The organism is Algoriphagus boritolerans DSM 17298 = JCM 18970 (assembly GCF_900108085.1).
In the GTDB taxonomy this organism is placed as follows: Bacteria; Bacteroidota; Bacteroidia; order Cytophagales; family Cyclobacteriaceae; genus Algoriphagus; species Algoriphagus boritolerans.
In genome coordinates this window covers 1-17538 of the sequence record NZ_FNVR01000025.1, presented here as the reverse complement: position 1 = coordinate 17538, position 17538 = coordinate 1, and the positions used below count along the sequence as shown (strand labels likewise).

The window sequence follows — 17538 nt, the reverse complement described above, 5'->3', positions numbered from 1 at the left end:
TCTGCTGGTGTTAATGCCAAAAATTCCCTTTCTCGAATTTGGTTACTCTCCTCCTTGGTCAGATAGCGTAATTCCATAATTCTAATTTAGAGCTATTTACTATACAAAATCCACATCCACACTAAACGGATACTTCATTAGAAATTGAAGCGCATCTTCTATAGCCAGGTCCTCAAAAAGCACGCGGTGAAGATTCTCAGTGATCGGTGCGCGAATTCCGGCGGTTTTGATAAAAGCATCCATTACCCGGATTGTATTCACACCTTCCGCTACTTCATCCATAGAGCCTAAAATTTGATCCAGAGATTCACCTTTTGCAAGACGAAAACCGACTGTGAAATTTCTGGAATCTACTGAATTACAGGTTGTTACCAAATCGCCTATACCTGCCAATCCCACGACTGCCTGTACACTTCCGCCGAGCGCTTTGCTCAAGTGAACCATCTCCACCAAGCCTCTTGAGATGAGCAATCCTTTGGCATTTTCTCCCAATCCCAACCCTGCTAACGCCCCTGCAGCAATAGCAATGATATTTTTGAGTACGCCGCTGAGCTCGACTCCGATGATATCCGAGTTGCCATACACTTGAAATTTTTCGGATCGAAGCAAACGTTGGCCTTCCAATATGACTTCGTTATACCTGCTGGCTATGACAGTTGCCGCCGGATGGCCCAGACTTAATTCCTTCGATATGTTTGGACCAGCCAAGCAGCCCACTCTTACTGCTACTGTCTCCTGAAGAAGCACCTCACTCATGGTGAGAATTTGGTTTCTCTTGAGCTTTTGAACGGTTTCCAGGGAATCATTGGGACCAAGATTTAAAGCGAGGCCTTTGGTACCGTGGATGATTAGATGATAGGGATAAAGAAAAGGGCCAAAATTTCTCACTACTTCAAGGAATGCAGAAGATGGAATCATAAAAAAGAGAACATTGCAGGATTTGCAAAGCGCTTCAGGACTAAAAGTGGCCCGAATAGCAGGATGAATTTCCCTCCCGGAGGTACGATGAGCGGTATTGATTTCTTCGACGACCTCCTCTTTTCGGGCATACACCATGACCTCATTTTTTTCTGCAAGCATGTTGGCTATGGCAGTTCCAAAGCTTCCAACGCCTACTACCCCAATTCTTTTGGGCTTAGAAGAGTTTCTCAAGGCCATATCCGTGAAGTCTATTGTGGTAAAAATAAAGCAAACTCATATCTTCAGTAGTAATGTAACCTTGATTATCCCTAATCAGCGGTCTTTTGGCGTGATACATCCCCACATTGTCAATTCCATGCGTGATAATCTCGTCCATGGTTCGTTTCATGTGCGGGGCAATATCGATCATTCCTTGAGCTTTCAGCTCCAATATCCGATCCATCACGCGTTGGCAAGCAACCTTGAACTCTTCATAGGAAATCGAAATGTACTCCTCGGGTAATCTGATAAGATCAAAAATATCAAGCTTGTTATTCTTTGCTTTAATCAATTCAAAACCGACAAACGCCACCAAATGAGAGCTGAAAACGCGGTTGATTTTATGAAACTCCTCCACTATCCGCTTTCCGAGCATATGGGTATATTCTTCTTCCCGCTGCTGATCCACGGTAATTTTACCATCTGAAATAAAATAATCCCGGGTATCGATCTGCCTGCCTCGTTTATCTAGGCTGTTTCCATCCTGATCTACATAGTTGCCCAAGACATCCATGGCCCGACCTATCGAGACAGATATATCAGAGCCTTTGGTAAAAAACTTGAGCAAAAATTTGAAAATCTTGTAAGACGTGGAAAATTCATCATTTTCCTTGTAGTACCGCTCTTGCCCGGTGCTGCTCAGGTGATCACGAATCAAACTTGGTGCTTCCAAGACAAAGTGGTAATTGATCGTAACGGGTACGATGAAGATTTTCCCGGAGATGTCATTGATCCCATTCTGAAAATTAGCCCGCTGCGCTTCTATGGCCGTGCTCAATAAGCCCAACTTAAGTTTAGACTCAATCATTCCACTCCGGGAGCGAGTTCCTCCGGGAAAGAATAAACTATGACATCCAAACTGAATCGCTTCCTTGGAGTAAGTTTTCAACGTTTCCAAATACATCAGATTTTTCTTTCTCCGATCTACCTTGTACGCACCCAGGGCATTCATGAAATAGGCGAAAATTGAAATATTGAACAGGTTCAATCCAGCCCCATAGATAAAAGGAGGCATTCCCAAGACAGAAATAATCCATCCGATCAAGATACTGTCAAGATTGGAAAAATGAGTGGGAACCATGACGATCGTACCTTTCGTGGCCAAATCACGTATCTGATCCGTTTGTCCTGTAATCTGAATTTTATCCTGGAGTGAGTATTGATTGCTGAAGATTGACTTAATCCCTTTGACCCTTGCGGCATTCAGCAATCGGGAAAAACCATAAGTAACCACACTTCGGGTAAACTTGTAATGAGATGCTTTGAAATTGGAAGCTATCTCTTCTGCGTAGCGGGAGGTGATTCGGTGAAGAATTTTTTGATAGGCCTGAAATCGCTTGTTTTTGTCAAGTGACAAGTCCGTATTAACCTGAAGCAAAGAAGACCTCACTTCGTTCCAAAATGAATCCTCATCATACGGATCCACGGCCCATGGATTTTGCTTGACTCGAAGTTTTTCCCGATAAAGCGTCGTTTCAAGCTCTTCCTTAAGAATCTCGTGATTTTTTCCTGTCAATCCAAGTACCCTAGACTCTGCCAGATCCGCGACTTTTTTAACAAACTCCCTTCGCTCTCGGGCTAATTTCACCACCGGCCATTCATCCTTGCTGGGAATTATTGGGGCATACCGATGTTTGATGTAGTTATCGTCCAAGTTGGAATCAGGTTAGAAAAGGTCCTAAAGATAGCTAAAATGCAATTTCTAAAAGACAATCCTGGGAAAGCGCCCTAAATCAAGACTTTGAACGGACGAAAATAGCCACAAGGGCTGAAGTCAGAACCCCCATTATTGCAGCTCCTGTGACTGCCTGAATCATGTAATTGTGTAGATTAAAATAGTCCTCAGCGGCTTGCTGCTCCATCTTTCCGGAAGAAACGGAGTATTCGATTACCTTATTGAAATAGCCCGGAGTAATGTAGGTACTCGTGATGTACTGACTCAGCGGGCTTAAGATTACGACTACCAGCGTGATGAATAAACCTGAGACAAAACCTTGCTTGAAAGTCATTTTCCCTCCATAGTAGTTTCTTTTCTTGTCCAAAAGCGCGAATACATAGATGGCGATGGCGATAGGAGCAATAAACATGGAATACGTAGCATGCTTATCAATATGTACATCATGCCAGCCCATGGTCTTTTCGAAAACCATCCAGATCAGTCCTACCAGAATAAATAGGACTCCCCACTTTATCTCAATTTTTCTACCTTTCATCATGCTGTGCGAGTGATTTGTTTTGGGTGAATTGCATTTGATACAAATTACATAAAAACACAAAACGATTATCAAATTCGCTGTGTTTGAAGGAGAGTAAAAAGAGATTCCCTTGCCCAAGAGCGAAAGGGTATTATTTTTACGGCATCATTCCTCAATGAAACCAGACCTCAAACAAATACAAGTCCCCATCGAGTCAGAAATGGCCGAATTTGAACATAAGTTCAGGGATTTCATGAAAAGTAAGGTCAAGCTCCTCGACCACATTACCAATTACATCGTCAAGCGCAAAGGCAAGCAAATGCGACCTATGTTTGTCTTTTTGACGGCAGGTGTTTGTGGACAGATCAATGAATCGACCCATCGTGGCGCTGCATTGATTGAGTTGCTGCACACTGCCACGCTCGTTCATGACGACGTGGTCGATGATGCCAATTACCGCCGGGGGTTTTTCTCCGTGAATGCGCTCTGGAAAAACAAAATCGCAGTGTTGGTCGGTGACTACCTGCTTTCCAGAGGTCTATTGCTAAGCGTAGACCATGGCGATTTTCAGCTCCTGCGGATTGTATCCAATGCCGTAAAAGAAATGTCAGAAGGAGAACTACTCCAAAGTTACAAAGCGAGAAAGCTGGACGTAGATGAGGAAGTATATTACGACATTATCCGAAAAAAAACCGCCAGTCTAATTGCTTCCTGTTGTTCCGTTGGAGCTTCAAGTGTTGGAAATGAGGAATCAGTCATTGAAAAAATGCGGCTTTTTGGGGAAAAAGTAGGAATGGCCTTTCAAATCAAGGACGATCTTTTTGACTTTGGTGAAGATGAAATCGGAAAACCTGTAGGTATCGATATCAAGGAAAAGAAAATGACCTTACCGCTGATCTATGCACTTAGAAACTCGGATTGGCTGACGAAAAAGAAAATTATTTATCTGATCCGAAATCGATCCGAAGACAAAAAAGCAGTGAACGAGGTCATTGACTTTGTAAAAAAAAGCGGTGGGTTGGATTACGCAAAAGAAAAGATGGATGGGTTCTATCAGGAAGCTTTGACTATTTTGAAGGAATTTCCGGATTCTAACTATAAAACCTCTTTGCGAGATTTGGTCAGCTACACCATTGAGCGGAAAAAGTAAAATGGATTAACTCCCATTTTATAAAAAACAGAAGTCGAAATCCACTTTAACTTTTTTAATTAATCTTCAATTACACTTATCGCTTTGACAAATCTCCGGTTATAATTCGGCTGTTTCAGACTCGAAATAATAACTTTCATTTCTTTACCGGAAGAAGCATGGATGAATTCGGTTTCCATTCCATTTGGATTGGTGACAATCCCAAGATGACCAATCTCATCTCTTGTGGGACTTAAAAAGATCAAAATATCTCCTTTTTGAATTTGGTCAATTGCTACTTCCTTTCCAAAATCAGCATACTGTGAAGAGCTTCTCGGCACGTCTATATCAAAATTCTTAAAAACGTAATAAATAAACCCTGAGCAGTCAAAGCCTTCCCTACTTGTACCCGCATAACTATAGGGAATCCCAAGCAGATCTTTTCCAAATAGGTCAAGGCTGTCTCTTAAGGAAGATTTTGCCTTAAAGGAGTTTTCCGAATTATCATTAAACTCAGCCAAAGGCTGAATTTCAATTTCTCTAAACGAATTGACAGCTAGAATAATGGCCCCGATGATTAACAAACCTAGAATGGTTAAGGCCTTATGAAAGCTCCTCTTTTTGAAATGCATGATGCAGAATTACATTTTCTAGCTTGAATAACAATACAGAGGAATTTATTTTAATCAGCTAGAATGAATCTCAATTTTCCTATACTCCTCAAAATCAGGATACTTATAAAAAACCTACAGAAAATCGGTAAAGAAAGCCTAGGAATCGGTCTGGATTTGAAAACAAGATGTGGAAGTAATTTTTTTCAAAAAAAGCCAGAATCCCGGCTTTTTTAATTCATCGACTTAATCGTTTGGATTTTCCCATCCGCTTGATGGATCAGCTCAGCCATTTTGATGTTGCGAAGCGGTGTTTTTCCGGATAATTCCGTGTCGTGATAGAAAAGGTACCATCTCCCCTCAAATTCCACAATCGAATGATGATTGGTCCAACCCTCAACCGGGTCCAGGACATTTCCCTGATAGGTAAACGGCCCATAAGGACTATCGCCAATCGCATAGGCGATAAAGTGAGTGTCCCCTGTGGAATATGACAAATAGTACTTCCCGTTGTACTTGTGCATCCAGGTAGCTTCGAAAAACCGCCGGTTGTTATCACCTGATTTGATTGGTTCACCACTTTCATCCAGAATCAGAAGCTCTCTTGGCTTTTCGGCCAGTTCAGTCATCGAAGTACCAAGCTTAGCAATATAGGGCATCAAGGCTTTTTGATCGGGAGCGGGAATTCCATCGGTTGGACCTTTTCTCCCTTCGATTAGCTTCTGATCTTCATACCACTGCAGCTGACCACCCCAGATTCCTCCAAAGAGCAGGAAGTATTCATCGCCCTCCTGAAAGACCGCAGGATCCATGCTAAACGTGCCTGCAATCGGATCAGGCTCCGCGGTAAATGGCCCCTCAGGACGATCTGACACAGCTACCCCTATCTTGAAAATATCATTCTTATCCTTGGCAGGAAAATACAAATAGTACTTCCCATCCTTGACAGCCGCGTCCGGTGCCCAAAGCTGACGACCAGCCCAAGGAACGTCCTCCAACCTCAACGCTACACCGTGATCTGTGACTGTTCCACCAGGCATATCCATAGAAAAAACATGGTAATCCTTCATGTCGAAATGCGAGCCCATATCATCTTCCGCCACTTCTGTTTCGATGTCATGGGAAGGATAGATGTAGATCTTGCCTTCAAAAACATGGGCCGAGGGATCAGCGGTATAAATATTTTCTACCAAAGGCTTATGGTTGAATTTAGAAGTTTCAGGTTCAGCTTCTGTCTGCACTTCTTCTTTGGGTTGGGAACAAGAGAAGGCAAGGCCAAGCACTAAAAAAGAAATGATGTTAGATTTCATGATTGATTGGGTTTGAGAATGATCGAAAATAGTGAAGTGAGATGGTTTAGAAAATCCTTCGAAGAAATTTATCTATAATTTATCCTATTGATCTTACCGTTAATAGTATCAAAATGATACGATCAATAAAGCCGTCCTATGATATCACCCATGAGATCTTGAAATGGGTAAGCTCCATTTCTGAGAAAATTGGCAAGGCAAATGCACTTTTTCTAAACAAACCCCTCCAAAAATCCCTTAAACTCGGCAAAGCTTTTTCCCATCGGAATCACCTTTTTTTCTCCTTCGAGAAAAGCAGCCAATCGCTCCGGCAACTCCAGCTTTTCACCTAATGCTTCCTCTACCACATCTCGGAATTTGCCCGGATGGGCTGTTTCCAGGAATACTCCGACATAACCGGGATTTTCCACCATAAAATCCTTCAATCCCAAATAGCCAACCGCCCCATGCGGGTCTAAGGTGTAGCCTTTACTTTGAACCAATTGAATCGCTTTGACGGTGTCTCCATCATTGTAGAAATAGCCTTTCACCTTTTCTTTAAACAGATTTTCGTCTCCGCCAAATAGTGTAATCAACCTTGGAAAGTTGCTCGGATTGCCCACATCCATGGAGTTGGAAACGGTTGGAATGGACGGTTGAGCCTGAAAAGCTGCACCATTTAAGTAATCCGGCACCACCTTATTCACATTGGTGGCAGCCACAAAATGATCAATCGGCAAACCCATCCGCTCCGCTAAAATTCCTGCACCTAGATTGCCGAAATTCCCACTTGGAACAGCAAAAACTACTTTTTTTCCAATTTTTGGAAGTCTGGAAAACGCATAGAAATAGTACAGACACTGCGGAATCCAGCGGGCGATATTGATGGAATTGGCTGAGGTCAAAAGCAATTTTTCATTCAAGTCCCCATCCAAAAAAGCCTGCTTCACCAACGTCTGACAGTCGTCAAAAACGCCATCCACTTCCAATGCGGTGATGTTCTGTCCAAGGGTGGTAAATTGCTTTTCCTGCAGCGGGCTGACTTTTCCTTTCGGGAAAAGAATAATTACCTCCACCCCATCTACTCCCAAAAATCCATTGGCTACCGCGCTTCCGGTATCTCCTGAAGTCGCCACCAATACTCTCAGCGTCTTGCTGGATTTCTCCACCAGCATACTCATCAGCTTGGAGCAAAATCGTGCTCCAAAGTCCTTGAACGCCAAAGTCGGTCCATGAAACAATTCCAGGCTGTATACATCCTCCTCCACCTGCACCAGCGGCGCATCAAAGGTCAGCGTATGATCGACCAATTCCCTGATCTGACTTGCGCTCAAGTCCTCCGAAAACAAGGCCGAAATGATAGCATAGCCGATTTCCTGAAAGCTCATTTCCGAAAATTCCATCATCAAGTCTTGAGGCAAAACAGGAATTCGTTCAGGCATGTACAGGCCATTGTCCGGCGCTAGGCCTTTGATGACGGCTTCGGCAAGTGAAACTTTATGATTGGGGTTATTGGTGCTGAAATACTTCATTGGAATTAGGTTGACTCGAGGACGTAAGCGCCTTGGATGTTGATCGCTGAGTGGTAAGTGTCGACTCCAAGTCCGATGGAATCATAGACTTCCTGAGCTGCTTTTATGATAGATTCGGAGACTTCAGCTCCTTTGGAAAGTGTAAAAAGTGTGGGCCCCGAGCCGGAAATCCCCATTCCCAAAGCTCCGGCTGCTTTTACTGCTTCTTTCACTTCATAAAAACCGGGGATCAGCGTGGCTCGGTAAGGCTCGGCAATCACATCCCGCAGCGATCTTCCGATCAATTCGAAATCCTCCTGAAACAATCCAGCAATCAAACCCGCAACATTTCCGGACTGGATCGTAGAGTGCTTCAAAGAGACATTATCTCTCAAAACAGATCTTGAATCGGATGTTTTCAATTCAAAATGAGGATGAAGCAAGGTGCAATGCAATCCATCCGGTACGTGCAGTTTGATCACATCCAACGGATGATAGTCGCGTATCAGGACAAATCCACCAAGTAAACTTGGCGCGACATTATCCGCATGCCCAGCGCCGCAAGCGGCTTTTTCCGCTGCTATCGCAAAGGGAAGGAGGTTTTTTTTCTCGAAAGGTTCACCAAGCAAGTAGTTTGCCGCGACCAAAGCCGCTACTGCGCTGGCCGCACTGGAACCCATTCCCGAACCCAAAGGCAAGCCTTTTTTCAGGAAAATATCCATCCCCACTTCCTGTCCCATCTCATCAAGCATGGCTTGAATGGCAACAGCACAGGTATTTTTCTCCACTTCATAAGGCAATCTGCCTTCGTCTCCTTCGATTGAGACGACTTTCAGACCTTTGCCTTGCCGAAGCCGAATTTCCACCTCATCACCCATGGCATCGATCGCAAAACCCAGGATATCGAATCCGCAGGAAACATTGGCAACAGTAGCCGGAGCAAAAGCTTTGACCGATTGCATTATTCCCGAGTATAGTTACCGATTCGGATCACGTCTGCAAAAACTCCCGCGGCAGTCACATCTGCTCCCGCACCCGGTCCTCTGATGATCATTGGACGGTCATGATAGCGCTCAGTAGTCAGCAGGATCATGTTATCACTACCTTTCAGGCTTGAGAAATGATGCGATTCCGGAAGAGACTTCAAGCCTACTTTGGCTTTGCCATCCTCCAGTGTCGCCATAAATCGGAGTCTTTCTCCTTTTGATTTAGCATCAGCCAAAAGCTTTGCAAACGCCTCATCGTGACCTTTCAGCTTATCAAAAAATTCCTCTACCGAAGCGGTCACCTTACAATCCTCAGGAACCATACTCTGAATGGTGATGTCGTCAAATTCCAGTTCCTGCTCAGCCTCACGACCAAGGATGAGGATTTTTCGAGCTACGTCCATTCCACTGAGATCATCACGGGGATCGGGTTCAGTATAGCCTTTTTCCTTTGCAATTTTCACGACTTCAGAGAATGGAGCTCCATTTTCCAATTCAGAGAAAATAAAATTCATTGAGCCACTCAATACCGCTTCGATCCGTATTACCCGATCGCCCGATAGCATCAAATCCTGCAGGGTATTGATCACCGGCAGTCCGGCTGCTACGTTGGTTTCGTATAAGAAATTCACTCCCCGACGTTTGGCAATTCGCTTTAATGCGCGATACTGATCCATTGAACCGGAATTGGCCTTTTTATTCGGAGTGACGATTCCAACCTTTGCTTCCAATATGCGGAAATAGGTATCAGCTACCTCCAAACTTGCGGTGCAATCCACAAATACCGAGTTGGAGAAATTCATCTCTTCCATAGTCCGAATGAATTTGTCCAGATCCATTTTCTGATCAGATTCACTTAGTTGATGTGGGTTTTTCAGATCAAAACCATCCTCGTGGAACGCCATAAATCGGCTGTTGGCCAGGCCGTGAATCTGAATGTCCAGTTCATTTGCCTGAAGCAATTTATTCTGCTGGGATTTGATCATTTTGATCAATGCCTGGCCAATTAGGCCAGTACCCACCAGGAAGACGTGAAGCACTTTATTTTCCGAAAGGAAAAATGCCTCGTGGAGTGCATTTAGTGCCTTTTGCAAATCTGGTTGCGGAATCACTGCTGAGATATTCAATTCCGAACTTCCCTGCGCAATCGCCGCGACGTTTATATTGTTTCTTCCCAAAGCACGGAACATACGTCCAGAAGCTCCGGGATTTTGCTTCATATTTTCTCCAACTACTGCCACGGTCGCCAATCCATGAAGCAGAGAGACTTCATCCATTTCACCGGATTTGATTTCGTAGAAAAACTCTTTTTCTATAGCCTCTTTCCCTAAATATGCTTCCTGCGTTTTGATCGCCAGGCACAGACTGTGTTCGGACGAGGCTTGAGAAATAAGTAAAATGTTGACTTTGGCTTCATCCAAAGCTTTAAACACCCGGCTGACTGTTGCGCCACCTTCCATGAGTCCAGCTCCCTGCACGTTGACGATCGAGATATTTGACATGGAACTGATCCCTTTGATCAAAGCCCCGTGACTGACCTCCCCATTGATGAGTGTGCCCGCATTTTCGGGCTCAAAGGTGTTCTTGATGTAGATGGGAATATTTTTCCTCATCACAGGCTGCATCGTCGCAGGGAAGATGACCTTCGCACCAAAATGCGAAAGCTCCATTGCCTCATTATAGCTCAACTGCGGAATGGTGAATGCCGTGTACACTAACTTCGGATCCGCAGTCAAAACTCCCGATACATCCGTCCAGATCTCCAAGTCCTGTGCATCCAGAGCACCTGCAAAAATGGCCGCAGTGTAATCCGAACCAGATCTACCGAGAGTAGTCGTTTCACCTTTGGCAGTGGAGGCAATAAATCCGGTAATGACTTTGACCCCATCATGCTTGGCAAAATATTCTTTGATTTGAGCATTGGTCACATCAAATTCTACTCTGGCTTGTCCAAATCGATCATTGGTCCGGATGACATCCCGCGCGTCTACGAATCGGGTCTTGATGCCTTTGCCGGCCATGGCTTCTGCCAAAATGAAAGCTGAAAGCCGCTCACCAAAACTGGCGACATAGTCCAGCGTGCGGGCAGAATTTTCTTTGATCAGGTATATTCCATGAAAAAGATCCTCCAATTCCTTGAAGCGAACTTTTACATAAGTCATCACCGTGGACTGATTTTGAACAGCAATTAGCTGGCGAACAATGTCCAGATGCTTTTCCTCCAAGGTCTGTAAAAGATCCCGATAGGCCTGATCCCCTTCTCTGGATAATCTCGCAATGGTCAAGAGATTCTCTGTGACCCCACCAAAAGCCGAAAAAACGACAGCAATCTCATGCTGCTGCAGCTTGTCTTGAAGGATTGCAAATACCTTTCGGATGTTTTCGGGGGTCGCTACGGATGAGCCTCCAAACTTGATGATTTTCATAGTTTTATAATTTTTATTCAAAGATCATTGAGATTTCGAGCCTACCTTTTAGCAGACCGGTGACTTAGGATCACTGCTGGTTTTGACGTTTTTGTCCTGCTCGATTTCATAAATGACTTGGAAATTAATGCTGGAAATTAATGATTGGCCGAAACGACCTCTGGGGCGAGTAACTAAAGATGAAGACGGGTCACCCCGTAATCATGGTGGTCATTCCTGTGGTAAAAATAAAAAATACAACTACACTCTCTACCATTTCTGATAGACCTGAAATAAGTGAAAAAGAAATTGAGGCAAGAACCATGACGGAAAGATTCACTTGACAATTTTACAGCGAAAAAACGGATTGACCAAACAAAGTGATAGAGAACTCCGATTTTTCTAAAATTTTCACAGCATTAATCTCAAAATGTTAACCTTTTGATAATTTAACCTGGAAACTTTCAGAATCAGAATTCGGGTAGAAACCGAGGTAAAAGTATTTTTTTAGCTTGTAGGAAAAGAAAAGCTCATCCTTCTGGACTTTACCACAGAACTGATGAGCTTTATTTCCAAAAGGATTAATTTCTGATCAAATCAACTCTTCGATCAGCTGTATTTTTCCACGGAAACTGACCTGATCTTTCTTTTTCTTTCCAATGAGAAGTTCACCCAGAGGGGAATCTTTACTCATCAGAAACACTTTTGTATCCTCTATTTTCACCTGTCCGATACTGACCGCCATCAAAAACCAATCTGCGCCCAGCCTGACCAAGGCACCTTCCTGAACGGAGGCTGGCGTATCTTTGATCGTTTGGAGACGATAAAGTTCCTCTAGGTCTAGTTTACTTTGCTTTATCTGCTTTTCGATGGTATTAAGATCCTGAGTGATTGTTTCTCGGCTGGTTTCGTATTTATCTCCTGCGCTGTTTTTCTCTTCTTCTAGGATGCTTTCAATCATATTTTTTCGCTCCTCATTGAGCAAGGCCTCCTTTTCTTTAAGTTGCCTGAGTGCAGTCTGATAGACTTTTGATTTGAATTCGTTCATAAATTTTAGCGTTCGCAGGGTTCTTTTCTTCTGGTGTCGATGATGTAAACAATTTTCCAGCCCTCAGCCATTTTTACGAGTTGGAAGGAGTTGACTCCACAGTGACTGAAAGTGCCGTTGGTATAGAATTGATAAGGTGTCCAGGCTGAAGCCATAGTCCCATCGATTTTGATTTGATATGCTAAAATTCGTTCGTCCAGTTGGGTCTCTACCGGCGTGGAGGCAATCCGGGAGATAAAGTCCGCCACGGCATTACTTGCTACCTCACTCCCTTCGGGCTTGGCGATCACGGTCTGCATCAGGGCATCTTTGGAAAAAGCAGCAGTTACCTGATCGACATCTTTGGCCCGCATTCCTTCAAAAAGACTTTTAATCACGGCTTCGACCTGCTCTTCTTCAGTCTGAGAGAAGGCAGGGAAACAGAAAAGCAGACCCAATAGGCCTGCAAATAGAATTCTTTTAGTCATACACTTCCAGATTAAACCCCTCCATAAAGTTTGAAAGTCATATTTCTCAGAGCTGGATTATTGACGGTATAATGCATTGCTTCTGCTATATCTTTAGGACTCACCCACCGGGAAAAATCAGCATCAGGCATCGATTCCCGATTGGCCTGGGTATCAATGATACTGGGTATGAAAACATGACTTCGGATGGGTGTTTCTTTCACCTCTTCAGCCAGGATTTCCGCTAGGGATACCACCAAATTTTTACTGAGGGCATAGGCAATTGTCCCTTTTGCTTTATCCAACTCCAAGGCAGGCCTTGCTCCTACAAATAGAAATGTTCCTTTTTGCTGCTTTTTCATGATTGGCAAAAATCCGCGAACCATGTGGTAAGCGCTGAAAAAATTCAGGTGAAACATCGACTGGATATCTTTCTCAGCGGTAGATTCCAAATCGCCCATTGCAAATCCCCCAACCAGCATGGCCAAGGCATCCAAATCATTATACTGCATCTGAAACTCTCTGACAAAATCCAGAACAGCAGCTTCGTCAGTGACATCCACTTCATAGTTATCATCAGCTTCTTCGACCGGTTCACCATGATTAGGTCTCAGCAATGCAATCACATGATAGCCTTCCCGCTTGAATTTATCCACAACAGCCCTTCCAAGACCTCCCGCTGCACCGGTTACGATTATATTTCTACTCATGTCTTCTCTGTTTTTGTTTCGATAATTGCTAAAATTAGGCTTTATTTTTCGATTGAAACATGAATCACCTCAAAAGCAGTATCCGATTTAGGGAGAATGTCCGCAAAAGAAACTTTGTGATAAAACTATTCCTACTGATCATCCTGGAAATCATTTATGAAGGGAACACTTTTTTAAGTCCATTTCTTGAGCAATATGAAATTATTAACCGAGTGGTCAAGACACTGATTTTTCTCCTCAGTGCCAATTTGATCATTTCTCTTGGCCGGATTATTACGCTTCAAATTTATTTGAGACAGCGGGAAGACGCCAAGGTACAGCCTAACTTCATGCTTGGTATCGACCGAATCGCAGGAATACTCACCAGCTTTGCCTTACTGATTTGCTTGATGTTGGTTTTTGGGATTAAGCCTTTGGAATTCTTGACAAGTATTACCATCGTCGCAGCAGCGATTGCCCTGTTGACCAAGGATTACATCACCAACATTGTCAATGGGTTGATTATGATGTTTTCGGATCAACTGGAGATCGGAGACAAAATCCAAATTGGACGGCATATTGGTTTTATTCGGGATATTACCCTGATCAATTTGGTCTTGAAAAATGATGCCGGGGAAATAATCCTGATTCCAAACACGCTGGCACTAACTCAGGATGTGGTCAATTTTTCAAAAAACAATACACACCAGGTCATTTTCGATTTCGAGATTTCTTCTAAAAATGAAATCCATTTGGATGCTTTGGAGGAAACCCTCACGGAGAGAATTAAAAAATATCCTGACATTGTTTTTGCCGAAGGCGCCCAGTTGAATGTGATCGAAAGAAAAGCAGAAACCTTCTTGGTGAGGTTTCAATTCCCTATAAAAACAGGTGAAAAGCCAACAGAAATTCTCGTAAAAAAAGAAATCAACCAGGCTTTGATTCAATGGAACCATGAACACAGGCAAGGTTAACTACTTCGACTTAGTCTATCAGGTCGTGCGCGAAATTCCAAAAGGAAGAGTAACCAGCTATGGAGCAATTGCCCACTACCTCGGCTTGAAAAGTGGTGCCCGGATGGTGGGATATGCCATGAATGCTGCCCATGCTATGCCGGATGTCCCTGCGCAGCGAGTGGTCAATCGCCAAGGACTCCTGACCGGAAAACACCATTTCGAAAGTCCGACCCGAATGCAGGAATTGCTGATAGCCGATGGGATAAACGTGGAAAATGACCAAGTTCAGGACTTTGAAAAGGTATTCTGGGATCCCGGGAAAGAGCTTGGGGTTTAGTCTTTTTTGCGCAGCAGATAAAGACCCAAAAACATCAAGACTCCATTTAAGATCAATGCTTCAAAACCGAATTTATAACCCCAAAGCCATTTCTCTGAGTTTTGGCTGATAATAAAAGTGATGATCGGGGATGCCACAGCAAGGTAGGGAACGAAACGATCTTTGACTTTCATTTTGGTAAAAAGCCCAAAAGAATAAAGTCCGAGTAGTGGTCCATAGGTGTATCCCGCAATTATGAATACCGAATTGATAACACTTTGATTATTGAGCCAATAAAATCCCAAAATCATAAAAAACATCAATCCGGTAAAAACAAGATGAACTTTTTTGCGTACGAGGATCCGCTTTTCCGGCGCGAATTTCCGCTCGATCTGAAGGAAATCAATGCAAAAAGAAGTCGTCAATGCCGTCAAGGTGGAATCTGCACTTGAGTAGGCTGCGGCGATGATTCCCAATACAAAGACGATTCCGATGAAAGGAGAAAAATATTGGGTGGCTAGCAATGGAAAAAGTTCATCCGATTTTGCCGGAAGTTGTATTCCCTTACTCTCTGCGTACAAATAAAGAAGGACACCTAAAGAAAGGAAAAGCAGATTTACCACTACAAGAATGGTGGTAAACCAAAACATGTTTTTCTGAGCATCGCCGATATTTTTACAGGTTAGATTTTTCTGCATCATATCCTGATCCAGACCAGTCATCACAATGGTGATAAATGCCCCTGAAATAAACTGTTTGAAGAAATTTGTGCCGGCCTTCCAGTCCCAGTTGAAAATCTCCGACCGGTTATCATCTGCGACAGATGAAAAGTAATCTCCCAGGCTTTTGATCCCGAGTTCATTTCCAATGAAAAATATGGTAATCACTACAGCAGCAAGCATAAAAAACGTTTGTAAGGTATCCGTCCACACGACCGTTTTGATTCCACCTCGATGTGTGTAAAGCCAGATCAAACCCACTGTAATTAAAACCGAAACCCAAAATGGGATTCCCAGCGAATCGAAAAGAATCAACTGCAACACACTGGCTACCAAATAAAGTCTCAACGAGGAGCCCAGCGCACGGGAAAGTATAAAGAAAAAAGCGCCTGTCTTATACGACCAAAATCCAAACCTATCTTCCAAATAAGAATAAATGGAAACCAGATTGAGCCGGTAGTATAGCGGAAGGAGAACCTTGGCAATCGTGAAATATCCCAGCGTATAACCCAAAACAACCTGGAAGTAAAAGAAGTTACTATTACCTACTTCCCCTGGAACCGAGATGAATGTAACCCCTGAAAGCGAGGCCCCAATCATCCCAAATGCCACCAGAAACCACGGTGATTGCCTGTCTCCTGTGAAAAAACTATCGACAGTTACTTTTCGTGAAGTATACCAGGAAATCAAAAAAAGTAAAAGAAAATAAGCCGAAATGACCAGTAAGACGATTTGGAAATTCATAAAGGAAAGTAAGGTTTCGCGCTAAGTTGTCTATTATTCTTAATTTTGCAAAATGAACCATTCAAGCACAACCCTTCCCTACATCGAAGAGTCGGAAATTCTCCTGGAGGATCTACTAGACCAAGAGGAATTGGATCTGGTGGTCTTCAATGATGACTTCAATACCTTCGAACACGTCATCAATATTCTGATGAAAGTTTGCAAACATTCACACGAACAAGCCGAGCAGTGCACCCTGGTAATTCATTATAAGGGAAAATGTGCTGTAAAGAAAGGATCTATGGAAGAACTTAAGCCCATGTGTGAAGCAATCCTGGATTCAGGTATCCAGGCAACCATCCTTTAAATGCTAATTTCTTGAACTTCCCCTCCAAACTTATCGAAGATGCGGTGACGGAAATATCCCGCCTGCCTGGAATAGGAAAAAAAACAGCCGTGCGACTTGCCCTTCACCTTCTGAAGCAAAACGAGGTAGTGACAGAAGCTCTGGCTTTGGCAATCACCAGGATGCGGGAAGAAATAAAATATTGCCAGACCTGTCACAACATCTCCGATGATCTTACCTGCAGTATCTGCAAAAGCCATCGGAGAGATCGATCAATCATCTGTGTGGTAGAGGATATTCGGGATGTGTTGGCGATTGAAAATACAAATCAATACCAGGGACTTTATCATGTATTGGGCGGCGTGATTTCTCCGATTCAGGGAATCGGACCTGAAGAACTAAAAATTGAATCGCTGATAACCCGTGTAAACAAGGGAGAAGTTTCGGAAATAATATTGGCGCTTTCGGCTACAATGGAAGGTGACACCACCTCTTTTTATCTAAGTAGAAGGCTAAAAGATTCCGGCATTAAGGTCAGTTCAATCGCCCGTGGGATACCAGTCGGTGGAGAATTGGAGTTTACAGATGAAGTCACGCTTGGTCGAAGTATCCTAACTCGGATAAATTACGGGTAGGAGTAAAGATTTATTTGCGAGGAAGGATTCCCGTTCTATATTTGCACTCCGATTCGGTGGATTAGCTTTCTGAAAGCGTTCCGGACTAGAGTGTCCCGCTAGCTAGCAGGAAGGTCATCAGTTCTCGAATCCGAAATAATTTAAAGGGGGATTAGCTCAGTTGGCTAGAGCGCTACACTGGCAGTGTAGAGGTCATCGGTTCGAATCCGTTATCCTCCACGAAGGCAAGCTTCCGGCTTGCCTTTTTCATTTTTAACCTGGTTGAAAATGTATTTTGTTTAGATTTTTTTTTTAGAAGTGTTTAAACGCAAAAAAGCCTCTGGATTTCTCCGGAGGCTTTGAATAATGTGGCGGC

The 17538-nt window shown here is 43.5% G+C and carries 17 protein-coding genes and 1 tRNA gene; 6 read left to right on the top strand and 12 right to left on the bottom strand.

From position 1 onward, the window contains the following. Nucleotides 1–99: 99 nt before the first annotated feature. The 3 genes from C4S61_RS16870 to C4S61_RS16860 all read right to left on the bottom strand — a co-directional run bounded on the left by C4S61_RS16870 (nt 100) and on the right by C4S61_RS16860 (nt 3395). Nucleotides 100–1158, bottom strand: a complete 1059-nt coding sequence (locus tag C4S61_RS16870; RefSeq protein ID WP_103925977.1) for an NAD(P)H-dependent glycerol-3-phosphate dehydrogenase — start codon at nt 1156–1158, stop codon at nt 100–102. Beyond that, entirely contained in the window at nt 1136–2833 is a 1698-nt protein-coding gene (locus C4S61_RS16865; RefSeq protein WP_103925976.1) for a 1-acyl-sn-glycerol-3-phosphate acyltransferase, read from the bottom strand. The genes C4S61_RS16870 and C4S61_RS16865 overlap by 23 nt, the downstream gene beginning before the upstream one ends. 79 nt (nt 2834–2912) lie before the next feature. After that, nucleotides 2913–3395, bottom strand: coding sequence for a DUF4199 domain-containing protein (locus C4S61_RS16860; RefSeq protein WP_317046062.1), 483 nt, complete (start codon nt 3393–3395; stop codon nt 2913–2915). Between the two features lie 154 nt (nt 3396–3549). On the opposite strand from C4S61_RS16860, the gene C4S61_RS16855 reads away from it, so the two are divergent. Beyond that, the gene (locus C4S61_RS16855; RefSeq protein WP_103925975.1) at nt 3550–4524 is read left to right on the top strand and encodes a polyprenyl synthetase family protein; all 975 of its coding nucleotides are present in this window, start codon (nt 3550–3552) and stop codon (nt 4522–4524) included. 59 nt (nt 4525–4583) lie between these two features. Here the strand turns inward: C4S61_RS16855 and C4S61_RS16850 are convergent, their stop codons facing one another. The 8 genes from C4S61_RS16850 to C4S61_RS16815 all read right to left on the bottom strand — a co-directional run bounded on the left by C4S61_RS16850 (nt 4584) and on the right by C4S61_RS16815 (nt 13509). Then, a complete protein-coding gene (locus C4S61_RS16850) occupies nt 4584–5135 on the bottom strand; it encodes a C40 family peptidase (protein WP_103925974.1) in 552 nt (183 codons plus the stop codon). A gap of 212 nt (nt 5136–5347) precedes the next feature. Continuing rightward, on the bottom strand, nt 5348–6424 hold the full coding sequence (locus tag C4S61_RS16845; protein ID WP_103925973.1) for a glycoside hydrolase family 43 protein: 1077 nt from the start codon (nt 6422–6424) through the stop codon (nt 5348–5350). Between the two features lie 212 nt (nt 6425–6636). Continuing rightward, nucleotides 6637–7935, bottom strand: coding sequence for a threonine synthase (gene thrC / locus C4S61_RS16840; RefSeq protein ID WP_103925972.1), 1299 nt, complete (start codon nt 7933–7935; stop codon nt 6637–6639). Nucleotides 7936–7940: 5 nt separating this feature from the next. Continuing rightward, the gene (locus C4S61_RS16835; RefSeq protein WP_103925971.1) at nt 7941–8876 is read right to left on the bottom strand and encodes a homoserine kinase; all 936 of its coding nucleotides are present in this window, start codon (nt 8874–8876) and stop codon (nt 7941–7943) included. Then, nucleotides 8876–11326 (bottom strand): bifunctional aspartate kinase/homoserine dehydrogenase I, encoded by a 2451-nt coding sequence (gene thrA / locus C4S61_RS16830; protein ID WP_103925970.1) that lies wholly within the window; start codon nt 11324–11326, stop codon nt 8876–8878. The genes C4S61_RS16835 and thrA overlap by 1 nt, the downstream gene beginning before the upstream one ends. Before the next feature lie 571 nt (nt 11327–11897). Beyond that, a complete protein-coding gene (locus C4S61_RS16825; RefSeq protein WP_103925969.1) occupies nt 11898–12353 on the bottom strand; it encodes a hypothetical protein in 456 nt (151 codons plus the stop codon). A 5-nt stretch (nt 12354–12358) separates the two neighbouring features. Continuing rightward, nucleotides 12359–12820 carry a nuclear transport factor 2 family protein gene (locus C4S61_RS16820; protein WP_103925968.1) on the bottom strand — a complete coding sequence of 154 codons (462 nt, stop codon included), beginning with the start codon at nt 12818–12820 and terminating at the stop codon, nt 12359–12361. 11 nt (nt 12821–12831) lie between these two features. After that, entirely contained in the window at nt 12832–13509 is a 678-nt protein-coding gene (locus C4S61_RS16815; RefSeq protein ID WP_103925967.1) for an SDR family NAD(P)-dependent oxidoreductase, read from the bottom strand. A 59-nt stretch (nt 13510–13568) separates the two neighbouring features. Here C4S61_RS16815 and C4S61_RS16810 point away from each other — a divergent pair, with 59 nt between their 5' ends. Together C4S61_RS16810 and C4S61_RS16805 are read left to right on the top strand one after the other, a co-directional pair. Further along, a complete protein-coding gene (locus C4S61_RS16810) occupies nt 13569–14462 on the top strand; it encodes a mechanosensitive ion channel family protein (RefSeq protein ID WP_103925966.1) in 894 nt (297 codons plus the stop codon). Beyond that, nucleotides 14443–14781 carry an MGMT family protein gene (locus C4S61_RS16805; protein ID WP_103925965.1) on the top strand — a complete coding sequence of 113 codons (339 nt, stop codon included), beginning with the start codon at nt 14443–14445 and terminating at the stop codon, nt 14779–14781. Before C4S61_RS16810 ends, C4S61_RS16805 begins: the two co-directional genes overlap by 20 nt. Here the strand turns inward: C4S61_RS16805 and C4S61_RS16800 are convergent. Continuing rightward, nucleotides 14778–16223 carry a sodium:solute symporter gene (locus tag C4S61_RS16800; protein ID WP_103925964.1) on the bottom strand — a complete coding sequence of 482 codons (1446 nt, stop codon included), beginning with the start codon at nt 16221–16223 and terminating at the stop codon, nt 14778–14780. The two genes, C4S61_RS16805 and C4S61_RS16800, sit on opposite strands and share 4 nt — an antisense overlap. 52 nt (nt 16224–16275) lie before the next feature. Between C4S61_RS16800 and C4S61_RS16795 the strand changes: the two genes are divergently transcribed. The 3 genes from C4S61_RS16795 (at nt 16276) to C4S61_RS16785 (ending at nt 17402) form a co-directional block, all read left to right on the top strand. Further along, nucleotides 16276–16569 (top strand): ATP-dependent Clp protease adaptor ClpS, encoded by a 294-nt coding sequence (locus tag C4S61_RS16795; protein WP_103925963.1) that lies wholly within the window; start codon nt 16276–16278, stop codon nt 16567–16569. Nucleotides 16570–16580: 11 nt separating this feature from the next. Continuing rightward, complete coding sequence (gene recR / locus C4S61_RS16790; RefSeq protein WP_103925962.1) at nt 16581–17183, top strand: recombination mediator RecR; 603 nt, start codon at nt 16581–16583, stop codon at nt 17181–17183. 145 nt (nt 17184–17328) lie between these two features. After that, a tRNA-Ala gene (locus tag C4S61_RS16785) sits at nt 17329–17402 on the top strand. Nucleotides 17403–17538 lie beyond the last annotated feature (136 nt).